The sequence below is a fragment of the Micromonospora alfalfae genome (assembly GCF_022230925.1).
Classification (GTDB): Bacteria; Actinomycetota; Actinomycetes; order Mycobacteriales; family Micromonosporaceae; genus Micromonospora; species Micromonospora alfalfae.
This window is the reverse complement of the sequence record NZ_JAKKFH010000020.1, coordinates 26,486-42,078: the sequence shown is the minus strand read 5'-3', so window position 1 is coordinate 42,078 and position 15,593 is coordinate 26,486. Positions and strand designations below refer to the sequence as shown.

General features: G+C 71.1%; 14 protein-coding genes. 4 read left to right on the top strand and 10 right to left on the bottom strand.

Annotated features, from left to right (window positions below; genetic code table 11):
* Positions 1 to 100: 100 nt before the first annotated feature.
* Positions 101 to 2,029 carry a molecular chaperone HtpG gene (htpG, locus tag MED01_RS17195; protein ID WP_238669588.1) on the bottom strand — a complete coding sequence of 643 codons (1,929 nt, stop codon included), beginning with the start codon at positions 2,027 to 2,029 and terminating at the stop codon, positions 101 to 103.
* A gap of 149 nt (positions 2,030 to 2,178) precedes the next feature.
* On the opposite strand from htpG, the gene MED01_RS17190 reads away from it, so the two are divergent.
* Positions 2,179 to 2,877, top strand: coding sequence for an SDR family oxidoreductase (locus MED01_RS17190; RefSeq protein WP_238669587.1), 699 nt, complete (start codon positions 2,179 to 2,181; stop codon positions 2,875 to 2,877).
* A 61-nt stretch (positions 2,878 to 2,938) separates the two neighbouring features.
* Here the strand turns inward: MED01_RS17190 and MED01_RS17185 are convergent, their stop codons facing one another.
* Positions 2,939 to 4,390: a M28 family peptidase gene (locus tag MED01_RS17185; protein ID WP_238669586.1), complete on the bottom strand. Its 1,452-nt coding sequence runs from the start codon at positions 4,388 to 4,390 to the stop codon at positions 2,939 to 2,941.
* A 202-nt stretch (positions 4,391 to 4,592) separates the two neighbouring features.
* Between MED01_RS17185 and MED01_RS17180 the strand changes: the two genes are divergently transcribed.
* Positions 4,593 to 7,364 (top strand): ATP-binding protein, encoded by a 2,772-nt coding sequence (locus MED01_RS17180; RefSeq protein ID WP_238669585.1) that lies wholly within the window; start codon positions 4,593 to 4,595, stop codon positions 7,362 to 7,364.
* A 14-nt stretch (positions 7,365 to 7,378) separates the two neighbouring features.
* On the opposite strand, the gene MED01_RS17175 is transcribed toward MED01_RS17180, so the two are convergent.
* Both MED01_RS17175 and MED01_RS17170 read right to left on the bottom strand, forming a co-directional pair.
* Positions 7,379 to 8,137, bottom strand: coding sequence for a hypothetical protein (locus tag MED01_RS17175; RefSeq protein ID WP_238669584.1), 759 nt, complete (start codon positions 8,135 to 8,137; stop codon positions 7,379 to 7,381).
* The gene (locus tag MED01_RS17170) at positions 8,134 to 8,634 is read right to left on the bottom strand and encodes a SigE family RNA polymerase sigma factor (RefSeq protein ID WP_238669583.1); all 501 of its coding nucleotides are present in this window, start codon (positions 8,632 to 8,634) and stop codon (positions 8,134 to 8,136) included. Before MED01_RS17170 ends, MED01_RS17175 begins: the two co-directional genes overlap by 4 nt.
* Positions 8,635 to 8,772: 138 nt before the next feature.
* Between MED01_RS17170 and MED01_RS17165 the strand changes: the two genes are divergently transcribed.
* Entirely contained in the window at positions 8,773 to 9,603 is an 831-nt protein-coding gene (locus tag MED01_RS17165) for a DUF3152 domain-containing protein (protein ID WP_238669582.1), read from the top strand.
* A 13-nt stretch (positions 9,604 to 9,616) separates the two neighbouring features.
* On the opposite strand, the gene MED01_RS17160 is transcribed toward MED01_RS17165, so the two are convergent.
* Both MED01_RS17160 and MED01_RS36355 read right to left on the bottom strand, forming a co-directional pair.
* Positions 9,617 to 10,264, bottom strand: a complete 648-nt coding sequence (locus tag MED01_RS17160) for a hypothetical protein (protein ID WP_238669581.1) — start codon at positions 10,262 to 10,264, stop codon at positions 9,617 to 9,619.
* 126 nt (positions 10,265 to 10,390) lie between these two features.
* Positions 10,391 to 11,506: a snapalysin family zinc-dependent metalloprotease gene (locus MED01_RS36355; RefSeq protein WP_372493672.1), complete on the bottom strand. Its 1,116-nt coding sequence runs from the start codon at positions 11,504 to 11,506 to the stop codon at positions 10,391 to 10,393.
* A gap of 584 nt (positions 11,507 to 12,090) precedes the next feature.
* Here MED01_RS36355 and MED01_RS17145 point away from each other — a divergent pair.
* Positions 12,091 to 12,654, top strand: a complete 564-nt coding sequence (locus tag MED01_RS17145; RefSeq protein ID WP_238669580.1) for an AMIN-like domain-containing (lipo)protein — start codon at positions 12,091 to 12,093, stop codon at positions 12,652 to 12,654.
* 167 nt (positions 12,655 to 12,821) lie between these two features.
* Here the strand turns inward: MED01_RS17145 and MED01_RS17140 are convergent, their stop codons facing one another.
* The 4 genes from MED01_RS17140 to MED01_RS17125 are packed head-to-tail and all read right to left on the bottom strand — an operon-like array spanning position 12,822 to position 15,423.
* Positions 12,822 to 13,400, bottom strand: a complete 579-nt coding sequence (locus MED01_RS17140) for a dihydrofolate reductase family protein (protein WP_238669579.1) — start codon at positions 13,398 to 13,400, stop codon at positions 12,822 to 12,824.
* Positions 13,397 to 14,596 (bottom strand): RNA polymerase sigma factor, encoded by a 1,200-nt coding sequence (locus tag MED01_RS17135; RefSeq protein ID WP_238669578.1) that lies wholly within the window; start codon positions 14,594 to 14,596, stop codon positions 13,397 to 13,399. The genes MED01_RS17140 and MED01_RS17135 overlap by 4 nt, the downstream gene beginning before the upstream one ends.
* A 20-nt stretch (positions 14,597 to 14,616) precedes the next feature.
* Positions 14,617 to 14,970, bottom strand: coding sequence for a YciI family protein (locus tag MED01_RS17130; protein WP_238669577.1), 354 nt, complete (start codon positions 14,968 to 14,970; stop codon positions 14,617 to 14,619).
* Positions 14,971 to 15,009: 39 nt separating this feature from the next.
* Positions 15,010 to 15,423, bottom strand: coding sequence for a DUF6069 family protein (locus MED01_RS17125; RefSeq protein ID WP_238669576.1), 414 nt, complete (start codon positions 15,421 to 15,423; stop codon positions 15,010 to 15,012).
* Positions 15,424 to 15,593 lie beyond the last annotated feature (170 nt).

Genomic DNA, 15,593 nt, shown 5'->3' with positions numbered 1-15,593 from the left:
GTCGATCTTGAAGTTGTGGTGCCTGTTAGGCACTGCGACGGGCGCTTTGTCACCCACCGCAACTCCATGATCGACGAGGCGAACCAACCTGGCAGAAGGCTTACAGGGTGCGCGCCAGTCGGTCGGCGAGCGTCCGGGTGAAGCGGGCCGGATCGGTCAGCTCACCGCCCTCGGCGAGCACCGCAAGGCCGTAGAGCAGCTCGGCGGTCTCGGTCAGGGCGGTGGGGTCGCTGCCCTGCTCGTGGGCCTTGCGCAGCCCGGACACCAGCGGGTGACCGGGGTTGATCTCCAGGATCCGCTTGGTGGTGGGGATCTCGTGCCCCATCGCCCGGTACATCTTCTCCAGGGTCGGCGTGAGGTCGTGGGCGTCGCCGACGACGCAGGCCGGTGAGGTGGTCAGCCGCGACGACAGCCGGACCTCCCGGACGCTGTCGGTGAGGGTGGTCCCCAGCCAGTCGAGCAGCCCGGCGAACTCCTGTCGCTGCTGCTCGCGCTCGGCTTCGGCCTGCTGCTTCTCCTCGTCGGTGTCCAGGTCGATCTCGCCCTTGGCGATCGAGCGCAGTGGCCGGCCGTCGTACGTGCCGACCCGCTCGACCCACACCTCGTCGACCTGGTCGGTGAGGAGCAGCACCTCGTGCCCCTTGGCGCGGAACGCCTCCAGGTGCGGAGAGTTCTCGATGGCGGCCCGGGACTCGCCGGTGGCGTACCAGATGTCGCTCTGGCCGTCCTTCATCCGCGAGACGTAGCCGGCCAGGTCGGTGGGCTCGGCCGGATCGTTGGTGGAGGCCACCGACAGCAGGTCCAGCAGGGTGTCGCGGTTGTCGGTGTCGTCGATCAGCCCTTCCTTGACCACCGCGCCGAACTCGGTCCAGAAGGTGCGGTAGCGCTCGGCGTGGTTGGCCTTGAGGTCCTTGACAGTGGCGAGGACCTTCTTGACCAGGCGGCGGCGGACGATCTGGATCTGCCGGTCCTGCTGAAGGATCTCCCGGGAGATGTTCAGCGACAGGTCGTGCGCGTCGACCACGCCCTTGACGAAGCGCAGGTAGGTCGGGACCAGCGCCTCGCAGTCGTCCATGATGAAGACGCGCTTGACGTAGAGCTGGACGCCGCGGCGGCCCTGCGGGGAGAACAGGTCCAGTGGGGCGTGGCTGGGCAGGAAGAGCAGCGCCTCGTACTCGAAGGTGCCCTCGCCCTTCATGTGCACGACCTCGAGTGGGTCGGCCCAGTCGTGGCTGACGTGCTTGTAGAACTCGTTGTACTCGGCGGCGTCGACCTCGTCGCGGGGTCGCGCCCAGAGCGCCTTCATCGAGTTGAGGGTCTGCACCTCACGGGTGGCGGCCGCACCGTCGGCGCCGGGGCGTTCGACGCTCATCCGGATCGGCCAGGCGATGAAGTCGGAGTAGCGCTTGACGATCTCGCGGACGGTCCACTCGGCGGTGTAGTCGTGCAGGTTGTCCTCGGTGTCGGCCGGCTTGAGGTGCAGCGTCACTGTGGTGCCCTGCGGCGCCTCGTCGACCGCCTCGATCGAGTAGGTGCCCTCGCCGGTGGACTCCCAGCGGGTGCCGCCGGTCTCGCCGGCCTTGCGGGTCAGCAGGGTGACCCGGTCGGCGACCATGAACGCGGCGTAGAAGCCGACCCCGAACTGGCCGATGAGGTCCTGCTTGGCGTGGGCGTCGGCGGACTCGCGCAGTTGGCGCAGCAGCTCGGCGGTGCCCGACTTGGCGATCGTGCCGATCAGCTGGACGACCTCGTCGCGGGTCATCCCGATGCCGTTGTCGCGCACTGTGAGGGTGCGGGCGTCGCTGTCGATCTCCAGGGCGACGTGCAGGTCGTCGGTGTCGGCGACGAGGTCCTTGTCGACGAGGGTGGCAAGCCGGAGCTTGTCCAGTGCGTCGGACGCGTTCGAGATGAGTTCCCGCAGGAAGACGTCCTTGTTCGAATAGATCGAATGGACCACCAACTGGAGGAGCTGACGCGCCTCGGCCTGGAATTCCAACGTTTCGGCCTGGTTGCTCACACCGTCTCCCATCTCGGCTCGTGCGAAGGTTCGCGGAAAGGATACGAGTCGTCACGGGTCGGGGTGTGGGCGCATCCGGGTCGTATTCCCGATCCGGCTGACGACCCCCGTGACATGGCTGACTTTGCTTAACAGAAGTCAGGTCGGATAGCGTGACCGCCATGAAGATCGCTGGAAGCACCGCCCTCGTCACCGGCGCCAACCGTGGCCTCGGCCGGCACCTGGCCGCCGAACTCCTCGCCCGGGGCGCCACCGTCTACGCCGGCGCCCGTAACCCCGACAGCGTCGACCTGCCCGGCGTGACGCCGGTGCGCCTCGACATCACCGACCCCGCCTCGGTGGCCGCCGCCGCCGAACTGGCCGGCGACGTCAACCTGCTGATCAACAACGCCGGCGTCGACAACCGGGCCGATCTGCTGGACGGCGACCTGGACCTCATCCGGCTGGAGCTGGAGACCCACTACCTCGGCACCCTGTCGATGATCCGGTCATTCGCGCCGGTCATCGCCGGCAACGGCGGCGGAACCATCCTCAACGTGCTCTCCGTGCTGTCCTGGGTGAACTTCCCCCTGCACGGGTCGTATGGTGCCGCCAAGTCCGCCGAGTGGGCGATGACCAACGCGCTGCGCCTCCAGCTCGCCGACCGGGGCGTCCGGGTGGCCGGCCTGCACATCGGCTACCTGGACACCGACATGGCCGCGACGGTCACCGGCCCGAAGTCCGACCCGGCGGTGATCGCCGGGCTCGCCGTCGACGGCGTCGAGGCCGACGCCTACGAGATCGTGGCCGACGACGTCAGCCGGCGGGTGCAGGCCGGGTTCCCCGGCGGCGTCGCCGCGCTCTACCCACAGCTCCCCTGACCCACGACGTGACGGGCCGCCGCCGGACGCTGCCGGCGGCGGCCCTGTTCGGGGTACGCGGTCAGCTCGCCACCAGCGTCACGTCGTCGATCACGAAGCTGGTCTGCAACGACGAGTCCTCGGTGCCGGTGAAGCGCAGCGTCACCGTCTGCCCGGCGAACCCGGCCACCGAGAAGCTGCGCTGGACGTAGCCGGACGCCCTGTTCAGATTCGAGTACGTCGCCAGCGTGGTCGACCCCAGTTGCACGGTGAGCCGGTCGTACGCCGTGGAGCCGGTGGTCTCGGCGGTGTCGATGTGCAGCCAGAAGGACAGCGTGTAACTGGCGCACCCGGCCGGCAGTGTCACCGACTGCGTCAGGCTCTCGGTGCCGCTGCTGCCGTTGCCGTTGAGCCACGCCTTGTACGACCCGGTCCGGGCCGGCTGGGCGCTGGCGTTGGTGATCACGCCGGAGGACGCTGTCCACGGCGTGCTGCCGCTCTCGAAGCCACCGTTTGCGACCACCTGACCGCCCGTGCAGGTCGGGGTGCCGCCGCCCACGGCGAGCTGCCACAGCGCGTACGCGACACCGTCGGCCGCCCGGTTCAGCACGGTGGCGCTGACGTTGGCGGTGGTGTCGCAGGACCGGTGGTAGCACGGGTCGTACGCGGAGTTGGCGGTGCCGCCCCACTTGGCCGCCTGGGCGCTGGTCTTGCGCGCGCTGGCGCCGGCGGCATAGCCCGAGGTGGGGATGCCGGCCTGCTGGAAGTAGTAGTCGTCGGAGCGGCCCTGGCCCTCGACGTTCTCCTCCGGTTGCAGGCCCAACGAGTCCCAGTACGCCTTCAACGGCGCCGCGGTGGTCGAGGTGACGCGGTTGATGAAGTAGCCGCCGTTGGTCGAGCCGACCATGTCGAAGTTGTAGTAGCCCTTGAGGTAGCCGCGCTGGGTGGCGCTGAGCGAGTTGACGTAGAACCGGGAGCCGTTGAGCCCCTGTTCCTCGTCGGTCCACCAGGCGAACCGCACCCGTTTGGTCATCGTCGGGTTCTGCGCGGCCAGGACCAGCGCGTTCTCCAGCAGGGTCGACGAGCCGGTGGCGTTGTCGTTGATGCCCGGACCGGCCGCGACGCCGTCCAGGTGCGCGCCGAACATGACCACCTGGTCGGCCGGGCCGCCGGGCCACTCGGCGATGAGGTTGTTCGAGGGGTACCGGCAACTGGAGCAGTACTGCTCGCTGACCGTGTAGCCGGCCGACTGGAGCCTGGTCTTGACGTAGTTGAGCGAGGCGGTGTAGCCGGCCGAGCCGGCCCGTCGGTTGCCACCGTTGCTGGTGGCGATGGCGTTGAACTGGGTCAGGTGCGCCTGGACGTTGGTGATGGAGATGTCCGGCGCGGCCAACGCGGCGGCGGACGCGGCGATCGGCCGGGTCACCGTCGTGGCGGTCGGAGGTGACGCGGTCGCCGGTTGGGCGACCAGCGGCACCGTCATCCCGGCGAACACGGCGAGCGCGATTCCCGCGCTCAGCGTTCTGCCTCTCATGGGGGCTCCTCGGGGTTGGAGAGATACCCGAGACACTTACAGATATCTATTTGTTGAGCATCGGTCGTTCGTCCCGAACCGCCGCCGGTTCGACTGTGGGTACCGGCGTCGGCACAGGTGAGTAGAGGTGTCAGGATGGGTAGGTAACGCGGCAGGGGTCGTCGGGCCCGGAACGGGGGCTTGCGATGGGGTCGGATCGAGCGTGACGCGACCCAGCACTGACCTGTTCCTCGGCGGCGACACCGGGCGGTTGATGGCACAACTGGACTGGGCCGGCACCCCGCTGGGCCCGGTCGACGAATGGTCGCAGAGCCTGCGCGCCGCCGTCCGGATGGTGCTCTCCTCCCGGTACCCCATGCTGCTGCTCTGGGGTGAGAGCTACTCCCAGCTCTACAACGACGCGTACTCCGCCCTGATCGGCGACAAGCACCCCGCCGCGCTCGGCGACGACGTACGGGTGACGCTGGCCGAAGGCTGGAACGTGCTCGCCCCGCTGATCGAGGAGGCCATGGCGACCGGGGTGGCCAGCTGGGTCCCCGCCCTGCAACTGCTGCTGGAGCGGGCCGGCTACCGCGAGGAGGCCTACTTCAGCGTCTCGCACGCCCCGGCCCGCGACGACGACGGCCGCACCGTCGGCGTACTGACCGTGTGCAGCGAGGTCACCCAGCAGGTCGTCGGCGAACGCCGCCTCCGTCTCCTTCGCGACCTGTCCGTGCTCGGCGACGGGCGCACCGTCGGCGTGGACGCCACCGGCGCGCGGCTGATCGACGTGATCGACGGCCACCCCCTGGACGTGCCGTTCGCCGCCATCTACCTGCGCGACGGCACGGCACTGCGCCGGGTCACCTGCACCGGCGGCGACCAGGGGCACGCCCCGGCCCTGCCGGACACCGTCGAGCTGACCGACCCGGGCCCGCCCGCGTACGCCTGGGGGCTGGCGGACGCCGCCGAGGGCCGGGCGACCCAGGTGACCGACGTCGCCGACCGGCTGCCGCTGCCCGCCGGCCCGTGGAACGACCCGGTTCGCACCGCGCTGGCGCTACCGCTGCCCTCCGCCGACGAGGATCAGCCGCTCGGCGTCCTGCTCGCCGGGGTCAGCCCCAGCCGAGGGCTCGACGAGGCGTACCGCTCCTTCCACCAACTGCTCGCCCAGCAGATCTCCGTGGCGTTGCGCAACGCCCAGGAGTACGAGGAGGAGCGGCGCCGGATCGAGGCGATGGCGGAACTGGACCGGGTCAAGACCGACTTCTTCGCCAACGTCAGCCACGAGTTCCGTACCCCGTTGACCCTCATCCTCGGCCCGCTGACCGACGCCCTCACCGACGCCACCGCGCCGTTGGCGGCGGTGCAGCGGGAGCGGGTGGAGACCGGCTGGCGCAACGCCACCCGACTGTTGACGCTGGTCAACAGCCTGCTCACCTTCTCCAGCCTGGAGGCCGGGCGAGCGCGAAGCGACGCCCGGGTGGTGGATCTGGCCGCGCTGACCGCCGAACTCGCCGGGGTGTTCCGGGCCGCCGTCGAGCGGGCCGGGCTGACTCTCGAGGTGAGCTGCCCACCGCTGCCCCGGCCGGTAGCTGTCGACCCGGTCAACTGGGAACGCATCGTCACGAACCTGCTCTCCAACGCACTGAAGTACACGTTCATCGGCCGCATCCGGGTCACCGTCGACGCCGACGACGAAGAGGTGCGCCTCACCGTCGCGGACACCGGCATCGGCATCGCGGAACGGGACCTGCCGAAACTCTTCGAACGCTTCCACCGGGTGCGGGGCGCCCGCTCGCGCAGTCACGAGGGCACGGGCATCGGGCTGGCCCTGGTGCACGAGTTGGCCCGGCTGGAGGGCGGCGACGTGCACGTGACCAGCCAGGTGGGCGTCGGCAGCAGGTTCACGGTGACGCTGCCCTGGTCGGCGGCGCACCGCACAGCGGTCACCGGGCCGGCGGTGGACGGGCGGGGTGACGCGGCACGCGCCGCCGTCGAGGAGGCGATGGGCTGGCTCACCGAACCGGACGCGCTGACCGAGCCCGATCCCGCGTCCGGGCCGGCCACTGACGAGTTGGCCGGGGCCCGGATCCTGCTCGCCGACGACAACGCCGACATGCGGGCGTACCTCACCCGGCTGCTCACCGGGCAGGGCTGGCGGGTGAGGGCCGTCACCGACGGCCGGCAGGCCCTCGACGAGATCCACAGTGAGCTGCCCGACCTGCTCCTCACCGACGTGATGATGCCGGTGCTGGACGGCTTCGACCTGGTGCGCCGACTACGCGCCGACCCGACGACCCGGACGCTGCCGGTGCTGGTGCTCTCCGCCCGTGCGGGTGGGGAGGCCAGCGTGGAGGGCCTGAGCCTGGGTGCCGATGACTACCTGGTCAAGCCGTTCGCCGCGGCCGAGTTGATCGCCCGGATCCGGGCCAGCATCCGCCGAGCCCGCGACCGTACCCCTGCCGCGGCCGTCGTCGGTGACCCGGCCGCTGTCGCTGCCGCAGCTCCCTCGGCTCGGCCCGCCCCGGTGGAACCGGGGGCGCCTGGCCCGGCGGTCGAACCCGTCCGCGACGCGGCCGTGATCGTGCAGGCGCCGGCCGAGCCGGACGGGCTGGGCGACCTCCTGGACGTGGGGTGGACGTACCCGTCCGCCCCCACCTCCGCCGCCGCGATGCGTCGGGACGTCCGTGGCGCGCTGGGCGACCTGGACGTGGACCCGGACGTGTTGGAAGATCTCCTGCTCGCCGCCTCCGAGGCCATGAACAACGCCGTCGAGCACGCACAGCGACCCAGTCGTCCGGAGGTACGGGTGCGCGCCCAGGTGGGTGGCGGACTGATCCGGATCTCGGTACGGGACTTCGGCACCTGGCGGGACCGCCGGCCGGCGATGGACCGGGGACGCGGCGCGCTGCTGATGAACGCCTACGGCGACGTGCGGCTGGTCTCCACCGCCGAGGGAACGACTGTGACCATCGAGCGTCGACTGGCCTGAGTGCCGGCGGCGGGTCAGAGTCGGCGGCCGCTGGCGTCGCGGGCGATGATGCCGTCCAGCCGCTCCCCCGGAGTGAGCCGCGCCGGGTCGAACCAGAAGATCAGCACCTGCTTGTCGCCACTCCATGGCGCCACTCGGGCGTCGACCTGCCGACCGCCGACGGTGCCGATGATCCGTCTGGCGGGGCCGACGAAGTAGCCGAAGGTGGGCACCGGCGCGGCAAAGCCCTCGTCGTAGCCGATCTGGTGGAATCCGGCGCCGCGGTCGCTGCCGTGGACGTCGTTGACCAGGATGTCGGTGCTCAACGAGCCGTCCGGAGCCTGGCGACCGGCGGCCAGCCCGATGGACACCTTGGGCTCACCGGGCACGGACACCGCGACGAAGTAGTAGACCCGACGCTCCGCGCCGTGCCGCACCCCGCTGTCCACGATCTGGCCCAGGGCCTTCGGTGGCGGCTCGTCGCGGCCCACAGTCGGCGGTGGCGTGGAGCCCAGCGACTTCTCCGCCCACGGCGAGACACCGACCGACGGTGGGGCGACGGCGACCGGCGGCGGGCGCTCGGTCGGCGCCGGATCGCCGGGCCCGGACGCGCCGACCGCCACCACGACGACCACGGCGGCCAGGCCGGTCACGAGCGTCGCCGCCCCGGCTCCGGCGAGGCGTCGACGGGTACGCAGCCGACGTCCCTCGCGCATCACGGAGTCCAGATCGAGCACGGCGTCGGGACGCTCGGTCGCCCGCATCGCGTGGCGCAGCCGTTCCAGCTCGCTCATCGGCGCGCCCTCTCATCGGCCGTGCGGGGGGTTGCGGTGCGCAACTTCTCCAAGGCTCGCGAGCTGGTGCTCTTGACAGTGCCGACGGATACGGAGAGTTCCCGGGCCACCTGCGCCTCCGGCAGGTCGAAGTAGTAGCGCAGGACGACGATGGCGCGCTCCCGGGGGCTGAGCGCACCGAGGATGGTGATCAACCAGCGCCGGGTGGTTACGTCGTCGGCCACGTCGCCACGCCGTTGCTCCGGCACCTCGTCGGTCGGGTACTCCCGCATCGGCCGTCGCCACCCGTCGACCAGATGGTTGACCAGCGTGCGGCGGGCGTATCCGTAGGCGTCGTCGTCGTGGATCCGCGACCACGACGCGTAGGTGCGCACCAGCGCGGTCTGCGCGGCGTCCTCGGCCTGGTGGTGGTCACCTGTCATCAGGAACGCGGCGTGCACCAGTCGCGCGGACGCCGCCCGCGCGAACTCGACGAAATCCGCGTCACCCCGCGCCACCGCGAACCCTCCCCGTGCCACAGAGCTAGAGACGGGCGGAGCCGGCAAAAGGTTGAGCCCTGGGTCACATCAACTTTTCGCCACTGTCACCCGTCTTCTCCTCCGCGCCGCCACCCGGCGACGCGCGAGGGGAGAGACATGTCGACGAAGGTTACCCGCCGCTGGGGTACCGCCTCGATGGCGTCACTGCTGGTGGTGGCGCTGCTCACCGGGTGCGGCCTGCCAGCCGCCGGGCAACCCGCCGCCGTCCCGGTCGCCGCTGGGCCGGTGCCCAGCCGACCGGCGACACCTACCGGTCGGCCGACCGGGGCCGCCGAGGTCCGACCCAGTTCCGCGCCCGTCGTCCCGGTCAGCTACCCCGCCACCGGCGGTAACCGCTGGTCGGTGGCGCCCGGCGAGACAACCCCCGTGCGCGCGACTGCCGGCCGGTTGCTGCGCTACCGGGTCGCCGTCGAGCGTGACATCCGGGGCCTGCCGGCGAAGGACATCGCCACGGCGATCACCACGACGTTGAACGACCCACGCGGGTGGACGGCGGGCGGGGCGTGGCGGTTGCGCCGGGTCGGTGCCGGCGAACGGACCGACTTCACCATCTACCTGGCGACCCCCGGCACCCGCGACACCCTCTGCCAGGACGTGCCGGACGCCTACACCTCCTGCCGCAACGGGGGCCGGGTGGTGCTCAACGTGGCGCGCTGGGTCAAGGGGGTGCCGGGTTACGGCGCGACGGTGCAGACCTACCGGCAGTACATGGTCAACCACGAGGTGGGGCACAAACTCGGGTACGGCCACGAGCGGTGCCCCGGGCGGGGCCGGCCGGCGCCGGTGATGCAGCAGCAGACGCTGGGCCTGCACGGCTGCGCCGCGAACGCCTGGCCGTACCCGAAGGGCAAGGCCCGCTACAGCGGGCCGGTCGGGGCGTACGACGACGCGATCCCCCGGCGTGAGGGCGCCTACTCGGCGTCGTGAGGACGGCGTGCCCTCAGGTACGCCGGCGGCGCTCCTGCTCGAGTCGCTCGTCCTGCCGGCCCATCTCGTAGATGGCGTTGAGGCTGGTCGGCAACCGGCTGACGTTGTCCGGCGTCGGGCCTGGATCCGGCTCCGGCCCGGGATCCGACGTCGGACCGGGATCGGGTGCGGCGGCGGAAACGGGGGCCCGGCGGCGCAGGAGCAGCAGTGCCAACACCGCGAGGACCGCAACGACCAGCAGGTACGACACTGGTGGCCAGGCATTGCGGGTGGGGTTGGCGAGCGCAGGCGGGGCGGTCGGTGCGGGGGTGTCGCCGACGCGCCAGGGCGCGGCTGCCTCGCTGGTGCCGCTGCTCGCCCCAGCGGTGCGGCGATCGGGGGCTGCTGGTGCGGGGACGCTGCCCGCCGACACGGCGGGCCCGGGAATCACTGTGGGTTCCACCGGGCTGGGCTTACCGGTGACCGGTGGCCGACTCGGCGTTGCCGCCGCGGAGGCGGTGACGCTCGGCGTCGGAGCGGCACTGGGGGTGTCGCCACCGAGCAGGTCGTCGACGATCTGGCCGACGCCGCCCACGATGTCACCGAGCGGGTTCGAGGTGGCCGATGGGGACGGCGCGGGCGCGAGGGCGAGGGTCAGCGCGAGAACGACGACGGTAGGCATGCCGCCACCTCCGATGTGCCGATATGCCACGCACCGTACCGCATCGTGGGATCGCGTGGGTGACACCGGCACACCGGGGCGGGGGCGCGCCTGACACTCGCCCCCCGCCCGCGATGTCGCTGCTGGTCAGACCGGTAGGCCACCCACCTGAGTGGAGATCCACGATCGGATGGACGGCAGGTCGACGTAGATGGACGGGCCGGTCGCGCAGGTGGAGTTGTTGTTGCCGGCCCGACTCGTGGCGCCGATCAGGTTCCACACTCCGTTGACCCGGCGCACCTGCGGGCCACCGGAGTCGCCGTAGCAGGCGCCGGAGTTGCCGTTGGTGTTGTTGGTGCAGATCTCGTACGTGCCGTTGATGCCGGAGCACCGGCTGTCGGCCACGATGGACGTGTCGAGTTCGTTGGCCACGGCAGGGGCCGAACCGCAGCCCCGCGGGGCGCAGGTCTGGCCCCAGCCGATGATCCGGGTGGCGGTTCCGACAGCGCCGGAGGTGCTCGGGATCGGGGCCGGCGCGTACGTGACCGAGCTGGCCAGTTGCAGCAGCTTGACGTCGACGCTGGGGTGGTTGACCGCCCGGGTCACCCGCACCACGGTCCCGCCGCTGGTGCGGTTGACGCTGCCCACCCGCACCGAGGACGGCGTCGAACAGTGCTTGGCGGTGACCGCCCAGTTGCCCTTGATCAGCGTGCCGGTGCAGCCGGAGACGTACACCATGAAGGGGTAGTTCTCGGTGGCTGGCCGGCCGCCGACCACCAGCGGGCTGATGTCCGAGGCGTCGTTCCAGGTGTACGTCGTGCTGGCCGGTGCGGCCAGGGTGCCGGCGAACAGCGAGTTGACCCGGCTCGCCTCGGCGGCGCTGGGGTTCGCGTTGCGGCAGGAGACCGGTGCGCTGCTGCCGGACATCAGGTCGGAGCAGAGGCCGGTGCGCCGGTCCGGCAGGCCCAGGATGTGGCCGACCTCGTGGGTGGCGATGCGGGTGCGGTCGTAGCCCTGGTTGACGGCCGTGCGGCCCATCCAGATCCGGCCCGAGCCGAGACCGGTCGGCTGCGCGCGGGGCCAGCCGTCGTCGACGTAGATGGTGATGCTGGCCGGGGTGCCGGCCAGGAGTCGGACGTTGCTGACCCGGCTGTTCCAGATCTGCGCCGCCTGGTCGAAGTTGGTGCGGAACTCGCCGGTCCGGCTCGCGTCGTAGTAGACGGTCCGGACGGCGGCGGCCGGCGTGCCGGTGGCGAGCTGCATCCCGGCCGCCGCCAGGATCGCCACCAGCATGGCCAGCGCCGCGCGTCTCAGTTGTCCTCGGAACATCGGGCACTCCCCTACGGTCGTCCGACGACCATCGGGCCGCCGGTCATCGATGTACGCCGATATTAGTGTGACGGCGTTCGATGTTCGGCATAGCGGAAGCGTCATACCGGCGACGTCGACGGCGGTTGGGCTCCACCCGGCACCTGCGCGGCCGAGGACACGGCGTCACGACAGCGACGCGGCCTCCGCACCGTCCTGCGGAGGCCGCGCCGTGACACGCCAGAGTCGGCGGACTGCCCGCACCACGGCAGACGTCAGTGGCTGAACGCACGTGTCACCCCGGATGCATCCGGAGCGCAACTCCCGACGGTGGCCACATGCCGGGGACCGCGTGCGAAATGGAGGCTACGACACTCGTCGATGTCCGTCTGTCCCCGATCTGACGGTCCGGCCGCCTGCTGTTACTCGGCGGTTACGTCGCGGCGAAGCTCCTGTGCCGGGACAGGACGACGGTGGCGGCAGAGGGTCACCGGCAGCGCCGCCGTGACGTGACCCCGGAACCGGACGGAGAAGGAACCATGAGGATCAGGAGCGCACTGACCGCGTTGACGGTCGTCCTCGCCGGGCTGGTCGCCAGCGCCGGCAGCAGCACCGCGGCGGGCACCACGACCGGAGCGCCGTACTGCGGGATCACCTGGGGCAGCGCGGAGAAGGCGGCCGGCGCGCTGAGCGACGCCCCGCTGATCGACGTACGGACCGGCCGGCACGACTGCTACGACCGGGTGGTGTTCGAGTTCAACGGCCCCGTCGACGGTTACGCGATCGGCTACGGGGAGACGTGGACCGAGGGCGAAGGGCTGGCGCTGTCGCCGTACACCGCCGGCGGCGCCCTGCTGCGGGTCTCGCTGCGGGCACCGGCGTACGACGACGACCACCTGGGCACCGTGCCCTACGCGGTAGGCGAGCACGTGGCGAACCTGCTGCGCTACCCGACGCTGCGCGACGTGGTGTTCGGCGGCAGCTTCGAGGGCTACAGCACGTTCGCCGTCGGCGTACGGGCGCGGCTGCCGTTCCGGGTGCTCGTGCTCGCCGGCCCCGGCACTCACAGCCGGGTGGTGCTCGACGTCGCCCACCAGTGGTGATCGAACCGGCCGATCCGCCTGGCCGTCCGCCAAGGTGAGGCGGACGGCCAAGCGTGGGCCTAACCCGGCTGGGCGCGGAGCGCCGTAGCGAACCGGCGTTGGTGGGCGGCCGGGCTGATCGACAGCTTCCGGGCGAAGACCCGGCGCATGCTCTCCGGCGTGATGACTCAGACGTGCGGGGTGGGCCGGTAAACGAGCTCCTGGGTGCGGCCGTCGAGGGTCCGGCTCTTGATCAACTCCAGGTCGAAGTCGGCCGCTCCCTGGAAGATCGGCTCGGTGCCGGTCTGTCCGGTGATCACCGGGAAGAGCGTCACCTGGACGAAATCGACCAGTCCGGCGGCCATCAGCGCCCGGTTCAACGACAGGCTGCCGTGCGATCGCAGGGGCACGGCGGACTCCTCCTTGAGCCGGGCGACGACGTCGACCGCGTCACCGCGCACGACGGTCCCGTCCGGCCAGTCGAGGGGGCCCTCCAGCGTCTCCGACACCACTGTCGCCGGGAGGTTCCTCATCTGGGTCACCCAGGCGTCGCGGACCTCGGACTCCTCGCTGCTCGCGGCCAGCATCTGCGCGAACACCCGGTACGTGTTGGCCCCGAAGACCATGCGCTGCTCGGCGCTGTACACGGACAGGCGGTGCGCGAGCAGTTCGGGCCCCTGCTTTCCCCAGTAGCCGCCCCAGTTCCCGCTGGTGGTGCCGAAGCCGTCGAGGCTGGAAAAGACGTCGACTGTGTAGGTAGCGGTCATGATGCTCTCCATTCACCGGTGAGTTCGTCGCGACGGGTCTCCAGGTAGGCCCGCTCGGTCGGGTTAGTGGCCAGTGCCGCGGCCTGGTCGTAGGCGGCTCGGGCCTCGTCGTTGCGTCCGAGCCGGGCGAGCAGTTCGGCCCGGGTGGCGGGCAGCCGGTGATAGCGCGGGAGGTCGACGCCCTCCAGCGCGGCGAGGGCCACCGCCGGCCCGTGCACCTCGGCGACGGCTACCGCACGGTTGAGCGCGACGACAGGGGTTGGCGCGAGTGCGAGGAGCTGGTCGTACAGGGCGAGGACCTGCGGCCAGTCGGTGGCGGCGCCGTCGGTGTGCACAGCGCCGATCGCGGCCTGGATCTGGTACGGCCCGGGCCGGTTGCGGCGTAGGCATCGGCGGACCAGGTCATGCCCCTCGACGATGAGCTGCCGGTTCCACAGTGATCGGTCCTGGTCGGCCAGCAGCACCAGGTCGCCGGCCGGGCCGAGCCGGGCGGGACGGCGCGCCTCGGTCAGGAGCAGCAGGGCGAGAAGACCCAGGACCTCGGGCTCGTCGGGCATCAACGCGGCGAGTTCGCGGGCGAGCCGGACCGCCTCGGCACACAGGTCCGTTCTGATCAACGGGCCGGCGGTGGACGCGTAGCCCTCGTTGAACATCAGGTAGAGCACGGCGAGGACGGGCGGCAGCCGGTCCGGCAGCTCATGTTCGGCCGGCACCCGGTACGGGATGGCGGCGTCGCGGATCTTCTTCTTGGCGCGCACGATCCGCTGGGCGACGGTCGCCTCCTGGACCAGGTAGGCACGGGCGATCTCCGGTACGTCGAGGCCGCCCAGCAGGCGCAGGGTCAGAGCCGTCCGTGCCTCCGGGGCCAGCGCCGGGTGACAACAGGTGAAGATGAGTCGCAGCTGGTCGTCCGGCACCGGTCCCACCTCCGAGGGCTCATCCTGGTGATACAGCAGCAGGGCCTGGGCGTGCCGGGCCTCGCGTGTCGACTCTCGGCGAAGCCTGTCGACGGCACGGTTGCGTGCGGTGGTCACGATCCAGGCGCCCGGATTCGGCGGCAGGGTCTGCCACTTCTGCAGCGCGGTGGTGAAGGCGTCCTGGACGGCCTCCTCGGCGAGGTTGATGTCACCGAGGAGGCGGGCCAGGGTGGCGACGCAGCGGCCGTACTCCGCGCGGTAGATGCCCGCCAGGTCCATGTCGGGAGACCGGCTGCTGGTCAGGCCTGGGACAGGTCGTCGAAGGGACGCACCTCGACCGGGCCGCAGGCCGCCGCGCACCTCTCGGCCCAGGCCAGCGCCGCGTCCAGGTCCGCGCACCTGATGACCCAGAACCCGGCGATGTGCTCCTTCGTCTCGGCGAACGGCCCATCGCTCGTGGCGGTGACGCCGTTCTCGACCCGGACGACAGTGGCGCTGTCCGGCGAGGTGAGTCCCCCGCCGAAGACCCAGGCGCCCGTGGCCTGCATGTCGTCGTTGATCCGGCCGGTCTCGGTGAACATGGTCTGCGTCTCCTCGTCGGACGGCGTCGGCGCGCCCTCGACGATGTGAACGGACAGCAGGTACTGCTTCATGACAATCCTCCGGTAGCTCGATGGTGGGTTGGGCTCAGGTCAGGCGGCCAGGCGGCGCGCGACGGCGGGGATCACGATCGCGGCAGCGACCAGGTGGGTGAGCATCAGCAGCGCCTTGGTGGCCATCCCGGCGTCGGCGATCACGTCCGGCACCACTGACAGTGTCGTCAGCACCACCGTCGTGCGGACGAACGTGAGCCGGGGGCGTCGGGCGAAACGCGCCAGCAACCCGGCGATGATCACGCCGATCAGCGAGAAGACGGCGGTCAGCACGCCGAACCCCGTGACGGGGATCGGGGCACCGCCCAGCTCAAGGCTGATCCCGGCCAGGTGTCCGACGGCGGCGACGGCCATGGTGGCGACGCTCGCCGCGACAGTGGCGGCGACACCGGTCCGGATCAGCGCACCGACGTTCGACGTGGCGGCGCGGGTCGTGTTCGCAGTGGCGGTCATCGTGCCCTCCAGTGGGTGTGCGGCCCGTTGCGATGCGGGCTCTCACCACTGCTACGAACTGAACGGATCCCAATCGACAGCACTACCAGAATTTTTTGTGGACCTGTTTCGACGGCGGCGCGAGACGACGGAATCTCGGGACACGGCGGACCGGCCCGACCACCGATTCT

Bases quoted from the DNA above. Each gene is read 5' to 3' on its own strand.
- htpG (WP_238669588.1), bottom strand. From the start codon at position 2,029: ATGGGAGACGGTGTGAGCAACCAGGCCGAAACGTTGGAATTCCAGGCC.
- MED01_RS17190 (WP_238669587.1), top strand. From the start codon at position 2,179: ATGAAGATCGCTGGAAGCACCGCCCTCGTCACCGGCGCCAACCGTGGC.
- MED01_RS17185 (WP_238669586.1), bottom strand. From the start codon at position 4,390: ATGAGAGGCAGAACGCTGAGCGCGGGAATCGCGCTCGCCGTGTTCGCC.
- MED01_RS17175 (WP_238669584.1), bottom strand. From the start codon at position 8,137: ATGAGCGAGCTGGAACGGCTGCGCCACGCGATGCGGGCGACCGAGCGT.
- MED01_RS17165 (WP_238669582.1), top strand. From the start codon at position 8,773: ATGTCGACGAAGGTTACCCGCCGCTGGGGTACCGCCTCGATGGCGTCA.
- MED01_RS17160 (WP_238669581.1), bottom strand. From the start codon at position 10,264: ATGCCTACCGTCGTCGTTCTCGCGCTGACCCTCGCCCTCGCGCCCGCG.
- MED01_RS36355 (WP_372493672.1), bottom strand. From the start codon at position 11,506: ATGCAGCTCGCCACCGGCACGCCGGCCGCCGCCGTCCGGACCGTCTAC.
- MED01_RS17145 (WP_238669580.1), top strand. From the start codon at position 12,091: ATGAGGATCAGGAGCGCACTGACCGCGTTGACGGTCGTCCTCGCCGGG.
- MED01_RS17140 (WP_238669579.1), bottom strand. From the start codon at position 13,400: ATGACCGCTACCTACACAGTCGACGTCTTTTCCAGCCTCGACGGCTTC.
- MED01_RS17135 (WP_238669578.1), bottom strand. From the start codon at position 14,596: ATGGACCTGGCGGGCATCTACCGCGCGGAGTACGGCCGCTGCGTCGCC.
- MED01_RS17130 (WP_238669577.1), bottom strand. From the start codon at position 14,970: ATGAAGCAGTACCTGCTGTCCGTTCACATCGTCGAGGGCGCGCCGACG.
- MED01_RS17125 (WP_238669576.1), bottom strand. From the start codon at position 15,423: ATGACCGCCACTGCGAACACGACCCGCGCCGCCACGTCGAACGTCGGT.